The sequence below is a fragment of the Pseudoalteromonas sp. T1lg65 genome (genome assembly GCF_051930985.1).
In the GTDB taxonomy this organism is placed as follows: Bacteria; Pseudomonadota; Gammaproteobacteria; order Enterobacterales; family Alteromonadaceae; genus Pseudoalteromonas.
Genome location: NZ_CP196837.1, coordinates 1,359,248 through 1,372,069 on the forward strand (window position 1 = coordinate 1,359,248; position 12,822 = coordinate 1,372,069).

Here is a 12,822-nt window from a genome sequence, read left to right on the forward strand (position 1 = left end):
TTTTGCAGTTGTTAACTTATGGATTTTAAAGCGGTTTTACAGCAAATCAATCGAGATAAAAAAGAATATGCTAAAGGTGTAGGCACACCGATTATGGTGTTAGCGGCCTTGGGTATGGTGATTTTGCCACTGCCTCCTTTTCTACTCGACATCCTTTTTTCGTTTAACATTGCATTGGCGCTAGTGGTTCTTTTGGTGACAGTGTACACCTTGAAACCACTCGAATTTGGTATGTTCCCTGCGGTACTCCTTATTGCAACGATCATGCGTCTTGCACTCAATGTCGCCAGTACTCGAGTCGTATTACTTGAAGGTCACAACGGCGGAGATGCTGCTGGTAAAGTAATTGAGGCATTTGGTAGCGTGGTTATTGGTGGTAACTATGCCGTTGGTTTAGTGGTTTTCCTAATTCTTATCATCATCAACTTTGTGGTAATTACCAAAGGTGCCGGCCGTATTTCAGAAGTTTCTGCACGTTTTACCTTGGATGCTATGCCTGGTAAACAAATGGCAATTGATGCTGACTTGAATGCCGGGTTTATTTCTGCAGATGAAGCACGCACCAGACGTGAAGAAGTGACGCGTGAGGCAGACTTCTACGGCTCGATGGATGGTGCTAGTAAGTTCGTAAAAGGTGATGCGATTGCGGGCATCATCATTCTTGCTATCAACATTATTGGCGGGTTGTTTGTAGGTATGATCCAGCATGGTCTTTCTTTTGGACGTGCGATGGAAGTTTATACCATGTTGACTATTGGTGATGGCTTGGTTGCTCAGCTTCCTTCGTTATTACTTTCTATTGGTACCGCCATTGTTGTAACACGACAAAATGAATCCCAAAACATGGGTGAGCAGTTCAAAAAAGAATTGGGTAATGAAAAGTCCTTGTATATTGCTTCTGGAATACTCATCACTATGGGATTAGTTCCTGGAATGCCTCATGTTGCATTTTTAGGCTTAGGTGTATTACTGGGTTATATCGCTTATTACACGCAACAGCAGAAGAAACAAGCAGAGCAAGAGGCGGCAGAACAAGAGGCGCAAGGTGCTTCTGGCAAAGGCGTTCAACAACAAGACCACAAAGAGCTCGGCTGGGATGACGTGCAGCCAGTTGACGTCATTGGGCTTGAAGTCGGCTATCGTTTAATTCCATTAGTCGATCAGGCGCAAGGCGGTGAACTGTTGAGTCGTATTAAAGGCGTTCGTAAGAAGCTATCACAAGAACTTGGCTTTTTGATCCCACCGGTACACATCCGAGACAATTTGGAGCTAGATCCCAATGCTTACAAAATTACACTGATGGGTGTGGGTTCAGGAGATGGTGAGTTAAAGCACGGCGATGAACTTGCAATCAATCCTGGTCAAGTGTTTGGCCCAATCAAGGGGATTGAAACAAAAGATCCTGCGTTTGGTTTAGATGCTATTTGGATCAAGCCTGAGCAAAAAGACGAAGCGCATTCTCTTGGCTATACAGTTGTTGATGCAGCAACAGTTGTTGCAACGCACATTAGCCAGCTATTAACTAACAATGCATCTTTGCTACTTGGTCACGAAGAAGTCCAAAACTTATTAGACATGCTGGCGAAAAGCCACCCAAGGCTAGTCGAAGGCTTGGTACCAGACATTTTACCACTAACGACTATCGTGAAAGTACTTCAGAACCTACTTAATGAAGGCGTTGCGATTCGTGATATGCGCTCTATTATTCAAACCTTAGTTGAATATGGACCCCGCAGTCAGGACCCTGATGTATTAACCGCTGCAGTACGTATTGCACTGCGCAGATTAATCGTTCAAGACGCTGTCGGAGGAGCCGATGAGATACCTGTCATAACATTGGCGCCTGAGTTGGAACAGATGTTGCATCAGTCACTTCAGAACGCAGGTGATGAAGGGGCTGGCATTGAACCTGGACTTGCTGAGAGGCTTCAAGAATCGTTAAGAGAAGCGCATCAGAACCAAGAAATGCTAGGTGAGCCGTCCATTTTATTAACCTCAGGTATGTTAAGAAGTGTGCTATCGAGATTTGTGAAACATACGCTTCCTGGACTTCGAGTGATGTCATATCAAGAAGTACCAGAAGAAAGACAAATCAAAATAGTGAGCTCAGTCGGACAATAGAGGGTAGAGGGGCTGTAACATGAAAATTAAACGTTTTTTCGCAAAAGATATGCGTACGGCTTTAAACGAAGTTAAAGAAGAGTTGGGTGCTGATGCTGTGATCATGTCCAACAAAAAATTGGCAGATGGTGTTGAGATTGTAGCTGCAATTGACAATGATCGAATGGCGGCTAAGCCGGCTCCTCAGCCTGAGAAATCGACTCAAACACAAGCAGCGCCAACATTTGTGCGCCCTCAACCTCGTACTGCGCAGCCAAAACCCCAGGCACAGGTTGCAGATAGCTTGGAAGCATTGCTAGAACGTCAAGCCCCTCGTCCACGTTCACCAGAGCTTGCTTCAATGTTTTCACAATCAGGCATTGACACAGAGCAGATGTTATCAGGTCTTGAACAGCGTACTCAGCATGCTAATTACCAACCAAACCAACCTGCTAGATCTCAAAAGCAAAACCATGCTTACGACTTTGATGATGATTTGCATGCTCAGCAACAACATTGGCATGAGTCTGACGACTTAGATTCAGGCTTTGGAGATGAGCCAGCAAAGCCATCTTTTAAAAAAGATGAAATGTCGGAAATGCGTGAAGAAATGAACGCGATACGTCAATTACTTGAACACCAAGTTTCAGGCTTAATGAAGCAAGAAATGGCAAGAAGGGACCCAACTAGAGCTTGTCTGATTGAACGACTACAGGGCATGGGGATCGATAAAGAAGTGGCTGAGCAAATGGCTTGCTTTATTCCAGACGATGTATCGAGAAAAGAAGCGTGGAATGCATTGCTGAATATGGTAGTAAACCAAATGCACACCACCAACAATGACATTCTGCGTCAGGGCGGTGTTTTTGCCATGGTTGGTCCTACGGGAGTTGGTAAAACAACGACTGTTGCGAAACTTGCCGCGTTGGGGGCACAGAAATTTGGTGCTGATAAAGTTGCACTAATCACCACTGATACCTATAGAATTGGTGCCTATGAGCAGCTGGCCACTTATGGCCGAATTATTGGCTGTCCAGTTAAGCAAGTTAAAGATGCGAATGAACTTGCGGAAGTGTTGTATCATTTACGAAATAAGCGTCTAGTATTAATAGATACAGCAGGAATGAGTCAGAGAGATTTGCGCTTAACTGAACAGTTAAATACACTTATGCGTAGTGCCCGAGTTGATATTCGCAGCTATCTAGTGTTGAGTGCAACGGCACAGATAAATGTTTTACAAGAAACCGTAAGACATTTTAAGAAAGTGAATTTAAGCGGCTGTATTTTCACAAAACTTGATGAAAGTCTAAGTTTAGGTGAGATAATCAGTATAGCGATTCAAAATCGCTTGCCAATAGGGTATCTTACCAACGGTCAGCGGGTGCCAGAAGACATTCGCGTAGCAAATGCTCAGAAACTAGTGAAAAAGGCTGAGCAATTGTATTTAAAAAGAATAAAAGCACAACACTCGCGACGTGTACCTGTAGCGTCCGGGTCAGTAGGAATGTATGATTAACACAGTTTTAGATCAAGCAAGTGGCCTGCGTAGAATGAGTCAAAATAGCAACCAAGGTGTAAAGGTTATTGCAGTAACCGGAGGCAAAGGCGGAGTCGGTAAGACCAATGTCTCTCTCAATACGGCGATTGCGATGGGGCAGCTAGGCCACAGAGTATTGGTACTAGATGCCGATTTAGGCTTAGCCAATTGCGATGTAATGCTTGGCCTAAGAGTCGAAAGAAACCTCTCGCATGTACTCTCTGGTGAATGTGAATTAGAAGAGATTTTGGTCGAGGGTCCTGCAGGCATTAAAATCGTTCCAGCCACATCCGGCTCACAAAACATGGTTGAGCTCACTCCCGCTGAGCACGCAGGTTTGATCAGAGCCTTCAGTGAACTTAATACACAATTTGACGTATTAATTGTGGACACCGCTGCGGGTATTTCAGACATGGTATTGAGTTTTTCCCGCGCTGCTCAAGATGTCATGGTAGTGGTATGTGATGAACCTACTTCTATTACAGATGCGTACGCCTTAATTAAAGTATTAAGTAGAGAGCATGGCGTTTATCGCTTTAAAATCGTAGCAAACATGGTACGTAGTCTGCGTGAAGGACAAGAGTTATTTGCCAAACTTTCCAAAGTTACTGATAGGTTTTTGGATGTTGCCTTAGAATTGGTTGCTACCATACCTTTCGATGAAAATATGCGGAAGTCGTCTCGTCGACAACGAGCAGTTGTTGATCTTTTTCCTAGCTCTCCGGCTGCAGTTGCAATAAAAGGGCTAGCAAGCAAGGCCGTTAAGTGGCCGATACCAAACCAACCTTCTGGGCACTTGGAATTTTTTATTGAACAGCTAGTGAATGGGTAATTATGACATCACCGGTTAATAAGGCGGCAGGATATCAAACAAAAAACCACTTGAACAAAGTGGTCGAGAGTCATGCCTCTTTAGTTAAAAAAGTGGCCTGTCACCTTATCGCTCGACTGCCCGCCAATGTCCAACTCGATGATCTTATACAATCCGGCATGATCGGTCTTTTAGAGGCTGCGAAAAATTTTGATGCGAGCAAAGGGGCTAGTTTTGAGACTTTTGCGGGTATTCGAATTCGAGGCGCGATGCTTGATGAAATCCGCAGAGGTGATTGGGCTCCTCGTTCAGTACACAAAAATAGCAGAATGGTTGCTGAGGCGATTTCAGAGTTAGAATCAAACCTTGGAAGAGAGCCAAAAGATACTGAAATCGCTGAAAAACTTGATATTACAGTCGATGAGTACCATCATATTTTACATGATGTAAATGCTAGTAAGGTGATTGGCATTGAGGACCTCGGGGTCGATGAAGACGTCATCACTCCAGCGAACAGCGATTTTGCGCTAGACAAACCGTTTAATAACGTTAAAAATGAACGTTTTAACGAGTCGTTGCTCGAGGCTATACAGTCATTACCTGAAAGAGATGCACTGGTACTGTCACTTTATTACAACGACGAGATGAACTTGAAAGAGATTGGCGCCATTTTGGATGTGAGCGAATCTCGAGTTAGTCAGATTCATGGTCAGGCAATGATTAGGCTCAGAGCCAAAATCAATGACTGGATAAATTAAAGTTAATAATTAGATAGGTTCGAACCTCACTGGAGGAAGTTTTGGATAAGAACATGAAAATTCTCGTGGTTGATGATTTCTCTACTATGAGAAGAATAATCAAAAACCTGCTGAGAGATTTAGGCTTTACCAATGTTCAAGAAGCTGATGATGGTAGTACAGCACTTCCTATGCTACAGAATCAGGAGTTTGACTTTGTAGTAACAGATTGGAACATGCCGGGCATGCAAGGTATTGATCTGTTGAGAGCAATTCGCGCAGATGAGAAATTAAAGCATATTCCTGTTCTAATGGTTACGGCAGAAGCAAAAAAAGAACAAATCGTAGCAGCTGCTCAAGCGGGTGTTAACGGCTATATAGTGAAGCCTTTTACTGCGGGTACATTGAAAACCAAACTTGAAAAAGTATTCGAGAGATTAGGCTAACAGTTAAGAGGGAGACGGCTTATGTCGGTAATTGCTGCGCCTCAGATCACGCTCGAGCAGGCAAAGTTGTTGGTAGAATACCTAGAACAAGGTGAACAGGAAAAAGCTGATCAGCTTGTTATGGAAGCTGCGAACAAAGAGCAGTCTGAACTTTTCGCAGAGGTCGGTAAGCTTACTCGTCAACTTCACGAGTCGTTGAAAAACTTTGAGTTAGATACCCGCTTAGCCGACCTTACCACTGATGCTATTCCCGATGCGAAACAACGCCTCAACTACGTCATGGAAATGACAGAAAATGCAGCGAACAAAACCATGGACGCGGTTGAAGCGAGTTTACCTCTAGCACAAAATTTGGCCGAGGAGCTGGAGGGGATTAAACCCACTTGGGATCGGTTGATGAGTCGGGACATACAGTTAGGTGAATTTAAATCGCTTTGCCACGACTTAGATAGTTTCATGCAATCTTCAAAAACGCGTACTGACGAGCTGCAATCTCTGATGACCAACGTATTGATGGCGCAAGATTATCAAGATTTGACGGGACAAGTGATTCGCCGAGTTATTGAACTTGTAAGAGAAGTTGAAGATAGCTTAATTCACATGTTGACTGTGTTTGGCTCCACAGGGGTTGAACAAAGTAAAGCAAATAATAATGAGAATAAAGCAGTCAAGTCAGAAGCTGCAACTGATGAATTATCAGGACCCGAGGGTCCAATCATAGACGCAGAATCGAGAGATGATGTGGTTTCTGGACAAGACGAAGTCGATGACCTGCTTTCTAGTTTGGGCTTCTAGTAGGAGAGTGTGAGTATGAGCTTTGAAGTCGATGAAGATATCTTACAAGACTTTCTGGTTGAAGCTGGCGAGATTTTGGAGCAGTTGTCCGAACAGCTAGTCGAACTAGAAAACAACCCTGAAGACAAAGACCTATTGAATGCAATATTCAGAGGTTTTCACACAGTGAAAGGTGGCGCTGGATTTCTGAGCATGACAGAGTTGGTTGATGCTTGTCATGGTGCTGAAAACGTGTTCGACGTTTTACGTCAGGGCCAACGATCTGTGACGCCTGAATTAATGGACGTCATTTTACAGTCTCTGGATACAATCAACGAGATGTTTAGCTGCATTCAAAGCCGCGAGCAGCCAGAACCTGCAGATCCTGTACTTCTCGACACATTGCACAAACTGAGCCAGCCTCAATCTCAAGACGAAGCTACTGCGACTCCAGAAGAAATTGAGCCGGAAACCACACAAACGCCATCAGAGGTCGAGCCATCTTCGGATGATGTGTTTTTCGATAGTGATTTCATCGATGTCGATGAAAGCTCAGGTGCTAGTTCAGACTCTAATATCGATGAAATTACCGAAGAAGAATTTGAAAGCTTATTAGATGAGTTGCATGGTTCAGGTAAGGGCCCAGCAACACCCGCATCGACTGAGTCAGCGACAAGTAGCTCAGGTGGCAGTGGTGGAGACATCACTGACGATGAATTCGATAATTTGTTAGACGAGTTGCACGGCGTTGGCCAGTTTGGTGGTGCGCCAAGTACACCAGTGAATAATGGTGACGGAGCAGAAAAACCAACTACCAAACCTGCAGTTCCAGCGTCTGCGGATGACGAAGAAATCACAGATGATGAATTTGAAGCCTTACTTGACGAACTACATGGCAAAGGTGAGGCGCCAAAACCTGTTCAAACACCAGCAGGAAGCGACGTAAAACCAACACAAGCTACGCCGCCAGAGGCACCAAAGCCTGCGCCAAAAGCAACGACAGCCGCAAAACCTGTGGAAAAGGTCGAAGCTCCAGCTGCAAAAGTAGAACCGGCCAAAGCCGCAGCTCAAGCACCCAAAAAACCAGCAGCTCAAGCTGAGACGACAGTGCGTGTTGATACTAAGCGGCTAGATGAAATCATGAACATGGTTGGTGAGTTGGTACTGGTCAGAAACCGATTGGTCAGCTTGGCCAATAATTCGAACAGTGAAGATATGGGTAAAGCCATTTCTAATCTCGATGTGGTGACTGCAGATCTGCAAGGTGCAGTGATGAAAACCCGGATGCAGCCAATCAAGAAAGTTTTTGGCCGTTTCCCTAGGGTTGTACGAGACTTGGCTCGTAGCTTGAAAAAAGAGATCAATCTGGTTTTGGTCGGAGAGGAAACCGACTTAGACAAGAACCTAGTAGAAGCACTGGCTGATCCGCTTGTGCACTTGGTTCGAAATTCTGTTGACCATGGCATAGAAATGCCAAATGTGCGTGAGGCAGCAGGAAAACCTAGAACAGGTACTGTCACATTATCAGCCTCACAAGAAGGTGATCATATCTTACTGACTATCAGAGATGATGGCGCAGGTATGGACCCTGAGAAGCTTAAAAAGATAGCAATTAGCAAGGGCGTTATTGACTCAGATCAGGCTAGTCGATTATCTGATACTGAAGCATACAACTTGATTTTCGCTCCAGGCTTTTCAACAAAAGAACAAATTTCCGATATTTCCGGCCGTGGTGTTGGAATGGATGTAGTGAAAACCAAGATTACGCAACTGAATGGTTCAGTTAATATTCAATCAGAGCTTGGTGTTGGCACTATCTTAGAAATCAAAGTCCCACTCACGTTAGCAATTTTACCGACTCTGATGGTAATAGTGGGAGAGCAGACATTTGCTTTACCTCTTGCTGGTGTTAATGAGATTTTCCACTTGGATTTAACTAAAACCAATGTGGTGGATGGACAGCTGACTATCATTGTTAGAGAGAAGGCTATTCCGTTATTTTATTTAGAGCACTGGCTGGTTAAGGGTGCAAATAAAACAATGAGGAAGGCCGAAGGTCATGTAGTCATCGCTCAAATCGGCACTAAGCAAGTGGGCTTTGTTGTTGATTCTCTAATAGGTCAGGAAGAAGTGGTAATTAAACCTCTCGATGCACTACTGCAAGGGACTCCTGGTATGGCTGGTGCAACAATTACTTCTGATGGTGGTATTGCCTTAATCCTTGACGTCCCAAATTTGTTAAAACACTATGCGGGTAAGTAAGCCCGCATAATCCTAATTCTAGAGTAGCGGTTTCGTTACTCTGCTGTAGAGCAATAAAAAGAGCGCGCCAATGGCTGTTAAAGTTTTAGTCGTAGATGATTCGAGTTTCTTTCGTCGACGTGTCAGTGAAATCCTTGAACAAGACCCAGATATTAAAGTGATAGATTTTGCTGTAAATGGTCAAGAAGCGGTCGAAAAAGCCGCTTCAATTAAGCCTGATGTCATCACCATGGATGTTGAAATGCCGGTGCTTGATGGGATCAGTGCGGTTAAGAAAATCATGCAGGCCTCACCTGTGCCTATTTTGATGTTTTCTTCGTTAACAAGAGAGGGAGCGAGTGCCACATTAGATGCACTTGATGCGGGTGCGGTTGACTTTTTACCGAAAAAGTTCGAAGACATTGCCCGTAATAGCGAAGATGCTATCAAATCTCTACAAAACAAGGTAAAAGAAATCGGCAGAGGGCGTGTCAGTCGCTTTACACGACCGCTTATCACACCTAGAGCAAAGGTCGAAAGAGCACCGGTAGCAGAGCCCAAAAAACCTGCTGTCTCACAACCAGACAGAAGTTTCCAAAGAAGCACTACGACCACAAGAAGCTCAAGAGCAACGTCATCGGGTAAAAAATATCAATTGGTTGCTATTGGTACATCTACAGGCGGTCCAGTTGCATTACAGACAATTTTGACTCAGTTTCCTGCAAACTTTCCCCATCCCATATTACTTATTCAACACATGCCAGCAGCCTTTACACCAGCTTTTGCTTCTAGGCTAAATTCACTGTGTAGAATTAAGGTGAAGGAAGCAGAAAACGGCGATAGATTAATGCCTGGTGTTGCATATTTGGCGCCCGGTGGTAAGCAAATGATGGTAGAAAGTCGTGGCGGCTCAAAAACCTTAAAAGTATTTGAGGACGATAGTCCCAGAATCACTTACAAACCCAGTGTTGATGTTACGTTTGCCAGTGCGGCAAAAGCATATGGTGGAGATGTGTTAGCTGTGGTGCTAACCGGCATGGGGGCTGATGGTAGAGACGGTGCGCGAATGTTAAAACAATCAGGAGCTACAATTTGGGCTCAAGACGAAGCTACGTGTGTCGTTTACGGGATGCCTCAAGCGGTTGCTAGCGCTGGCTTAGCGGCAGAGAGCTTACCCTTACAGGAATTTTCAGACAGAATAGTAAAAGAAATCGGTTGTTAAAACGAGCTGGTTTTCTGTTACAAAGGAAGAATAATAAAAGTGAAGATTTGGACGGTCGCCAACCAAAAAGGTGGAGTGGGAAAAACAACAACAACGGTGAGTCTTGGTGGTATTTTAGCTGAGCAAGGTCACAGAGTGTTGCTGATTGATACCGATCCGCATGCTTCATTGACTTATTATTTTGGGATTGACTCAGAAGACCTTGAAGTCAGTGTTTATGATATTTTTGCTCGAGGTTCGAGCATGACCAGTGAAGAAATATTGCAGGCATTGTGTCCGTCCACCATTGAGTCTTTAGATATTCTTCCTGCGACCATGGCGATTGCTACACTTGATAGAAGCATGGGTAGTAAAACCGGTATGGGGTTAGTACTCAAACGTGCGCTAGAAAAAATAGCGGATCAGTACGATTACGCAATTTTGGACTGTCCTCCAGTGCTTGGGGTTTTAATGGTTAATGCATTAGCGGCGAGTGAAAGAATATTGGTTCCGGTGCAAACTGAATTCTTGGCATTAAAAGGTCTCGATAGAATGATGCGCACCATGGAACTGATGCAAAGCTCTCAACACAAGCAGTACCAGTATACGATTATTCCCACGATGTATGACAAACGGACTAAAGCATCGTTAGAAGCATACAAATCTTTAGTTTCTCAATATAAAGAAGCGGTGTGGCCAGGGGTTGTACCTGTAGATACTAAATTCCGAGACGCCAGCTTGGCGCAACAAACCCCTGTGCAGTTTTGTCCTAAATCTAGAGGTGTTTTTGCTTATCGAGCCCTGCTAGACTATTTAAAGCAGTTAGACTAGAGAATGCAATATGAGTAAACACCTTTTTGCAAATGAGAAAGTAATGAAGCAGTACCTTGGCGCCCTGTTAAAAGAGGAAGAAGTCGAGGAAGCAGAACTATCTCCGGTAGCTAAATTATTGGAACAGGTACATGAAGAGCGTGTAGAGCAACCAGTTCCAGTTAATGAGGCCACTGAATCGCCAGTTGTTGAAGCTGCTGTTGAAGTTCCCGTCGAGCAGACAAAATCAGTCCAAGATCTTGAGATAACAGAAAATACATCTATTATCAAAGAACAAGAGAGTGAACTTGAGACGACTGCTCAGGCCCTTTATGAAGAAGGGGAATTCCAAGCGTTATTTTTTGAAGTAGCGGGCTTAACATTAGCGGTTCCTTTAAAAGCGTTAGGTGGTATTCACCAGTTAGGTGATGTGAATCAACTAATAGGTAAACCTAAGTGGTTTAAAGGTGTCATGCTCAATCGAGATGAAAAGCTCAATGTGGTTGATACTGCACGGTGGGTAATGCCTGAAAAATTCACCCCAGAGCTAGAAGAAAGCTTGGATTACCAGTATCTTATCACCTTAGGAAACACGCCTTGGGGCTTACTAGCGGAAAAGCTTGTCAATAACTTGACGTTAAAACCTGAGGACATTAAATGGCGCACAGCGGATGGAAAACGTCCCTGGTTAGCTGGAGTGATCAAAGAAAAAATGTGCGCTTTGATAGATGTAGATAATTTAAATCGCTTGCTAGAAAAAGGCCTCGATAGTCGAGAGCAGTAGCTAGTATATTGTGGAGTAAAATCATGAGCCAAGATAGACTGCTTTCTGCAGATAAAAATGCTGATAGTAATGATGAAGTACTACAGTGGGTGACGTATAAGCTTGAAGATGAAACGTACGGCATCAATGTTATGCAGGTTCAAGAAGTACTTAGATATACCGAAATAGCGCCCGTTCCAGGTGCACCAATGTATGTACTAGGTATCATCAATCTACGTGGTAACGTAGTAACAGTTATTGATACCAGAGCCAGATTTGGTCTTCCCAGTGCTGAGGTAACAGATAATTCTCGAATTGTAATTATTGAAGCAGAAAAGCAAGTAATTGGTATTTTGGTTGATAGTGTAGCCGAAGTTGTGTATTTACGTAGCTCTGAAATTGACAGTGCGCCAAATATTGGAACTGAAGAAAGTGCTAAGTTTATTCAGGGGGTTTCTAATCGAGAAGGCGAGCTCCTGATCTTGGTTGACTTGAATAAATTACTGAGTGATGAAGAGTGGGATGAGTTGAGCCATATCTAGATGGTAGAAGTAGTTAATAATGAACTGATTTTACTCGTTATATCAGTCGCTTCAAGTGTATTAGGTATAGTATGTTTGGGGCTTATTTTAATTGTAAATAGCAATTTAAAAAAGCAGCATGACAGGCAAGTTCAACAGTCAAAAGCATTGAAAGCATCTGAGCATCAAGTTTCTATTTTACGCAGTGAACTTGCAGAGCTACGTTCTGCAATCATGAATTTAGGTAAAAAAGTATCATCTAATCAGCAGTCAATCGCAGAGCTTGCGAATCAGCAAGCGGAGCAAAAGTATGATGATCCGGATGCGAAAATCTATTCCCGAGCTGTGAAAATGGTTGAGCTTGGGGCAGATATTGAAGAAATCATGCGAGAGTGTGAGTTGCCAAGAGCAGAAGCCGAGCTTCTCATGTCACTTCACAACAAAACTTAATTAAAAAAACCGCAGCTTGATACTGCGGTTTTTTCTTGTCGATTCCTGCCGGCTTTAGGTGTGGTAACCTTTCATCACGCTTTAGTTAACTTCAGCTGCGGTTATTTATACTCACAGTTCCTCATTAGCCGCATCACGCCTTGATATCTAGCTTTCCTCTAAAACTTTCCCAACCGGGTGGAAACTTTCCACGCAGAATGTAGGAGAAGGCAATGAGCTCTGCGATAACGTAATAAAGCTCACGGGGAATTTCTTGGTGCAGATCAAGCTGACTTAGGGTTTTGGCTAAAGCTTCGTCCTGATGCAGCATAATGTCCTTTTCTTTGGCGAGCGCGATTATTTCTTCTGCAAGTTCACCATAACCCTTAAATGAAACCGTAGGTGCACTACCTGCTTCATATAATAATCCTATCGCTGATTTTTGTTCCATA

The 12,822-nt window shown here is 43.7% G+C and carries 13 protein-coding genes; 12 read left to right on the top strand and 1 reads right to left on the bottom strand.

Translation table 11 applies throughout. From position 1 onward, the window contains the following. The first annotated feature begins 18 nt into the window (after positions 1-18). From flhA to ACSLBF_RS05850, 12 genes are all read left to right on the top strand, one after another. Positions 19-2,121, top strand: a complete 2,103-nt coding sequence (gene flhA, locus ACSLBF_RS05795; protein WP_440055656.1) for a flagellar biosynthesis protein FlhA — start codon at positions 19-21, stop codon at positions 2,119-2,121. Positions 2,122-2,140: 19 nt separating this feature from the next. Further along, positions 2,141-3,616 (top strand): flagellar biosynthesis protein FlhF, encoded by a 1,476-nt coding sequence (flhF, locus tag ACSLBF_RS05800; RefSeq protein ID WP_440055657.1) that lies wholly within the window; start codon positions 2,141-2,143, stop codon positions 3,614-3,616. Beyond that, complete coding sequence (locus tag ACSLBF_RS05805) at positions 3,609-4,469, top strand: MinD/ParA family protein (protein WP_440055658.1); 861 nt, start codon at positions 3,609-3,611, stop codon at positions 4,467-4,469. Before flhF ends, ACSLBF_RS05805 begins: the two co-directional genes overlap by 8 nt. Positions 4,470-4,471: 2 nt before the next feature. Then, positions 4,472-5,206, top strand: coding sequence for an RNA polymerase sigma factor FliA (locus tag ACSLBF_RS05810; protein WP_440055659.1), 735 nt, complete (start codon positions 4,472-4,474; stop codon positions 5,204-5,206). A gap of 41 nt (positions 5,207-5,247) precedes the next feature. Next, entirely contained in the window at positions 5,248-5,631 is a 384-nt protein-coding gene (gene cheY / locus ACSLBF_RS05815; protein WP_010369104.1) for a chemotaxis response regulator CheY, read from the top strand. 21 nt (positions 5,632-5,652) lie between these two features. Next, the gene (locus ACSLBF_RS05820; RefSeq protein WP_440055660.1) at positions 5,653-6,426 is read left to right on the top strand and encodes a protein phosphatase CheZ; all 774 of its coding nucleotides are present in this window, start codon (positions 5,653-5,655) and stop codon (positions 6,424-6,426) included. Between the two features lie 15 nt (positions 6,427-6,441). Next, positions 6,442-8,667, top strand: a complete 2,226-nt coding sequence (locus tag ACSLBF_RS05825; protein WP_440055661.1) for a chemotaxis protein CheA — start codon at positions 6,442-6,444, stop codon at positions 8,665-8,667. A gap of 70 nt (positions 8,668-8,737) precedes the next feature. Further along, positions 8,738-9,868 carry a protein-glutamate methylesterase/protein-glutamine glutaminase gene (locus ACSLBF_RS05830; RefSeq protein ID WP_440055662.1) on the top strand — a complete coding sequence of 377 codons (1,131 nt, stop codon included), beginning with the start codon at positions 8,738-8,740 and terminating at the stop codon, positions 9,866-9,868. 39 nt (positions 9,869-9,907) lie between these two features. Then, positions 9,908-10,678: a ParA family protein gene (locus ACSLBF_RS05835; protein ID WP_440055663.1), complete on the top strand. Its 771-nt coding sequence runs from the start codon at positions 9,908-9,910 to the stop codon at positions 10,676-10,678. 10 nt (positions 10,679-10,688) lie between these two features. Beyond that, complete coding sequence (locus tag ACSLBF_RS05840) at positions 10,689-11,441, top strand: chemotaxis protein CheW (RefSeq protein ID WP_440055664.1); 753 nt, start codon at positions 10,689-10,691, stop codon at positions 11,439-11,441. Between the two features lie 23 nt (positions 11,442-11,464). Further along, the gene (locus ACSLBF_RS05845) at positions 11,465-11,962 is read left to right on the top strand and encodes a chemotaxis protein CheW (protein WP_440055665.1); all 498 of its coding nucleotides are present in this window, start codon (positions 11,465-11,467) and stop codon (positions 11,960-11,962) included. Beyond that, positions 11,963-12,391: a DUF2802 domain-containing protein gene (locus ACSLBF_RS05850; protein WP_440055666.1), complete on the top strand. Its 429-nt coding sequence runs from the start codon at positions 11,963-11,965 to the stop codon at positions 12,389-12,391. Positions 12,392-12,524: 133 nt separating this feature from the next. Here the strand turns inward: ACSLBF_RS05850 and ACSLBF_RS05855 are convergent, their stop codons facing one another. Next, complete coding sequence (locus ACSLBF_RS05855) at positions 12,525-12,821, bottom strand: EscU/YscU/HrcU family type III secretion system export apparatus switch protein (protein ID WP_440055667.1); 297 nt, start codon at positions 12,819-12,821, stop codon at positions 12,525-12,527. Between the last annotated feature and the right edge of the window lies 1 nt (position 12,822).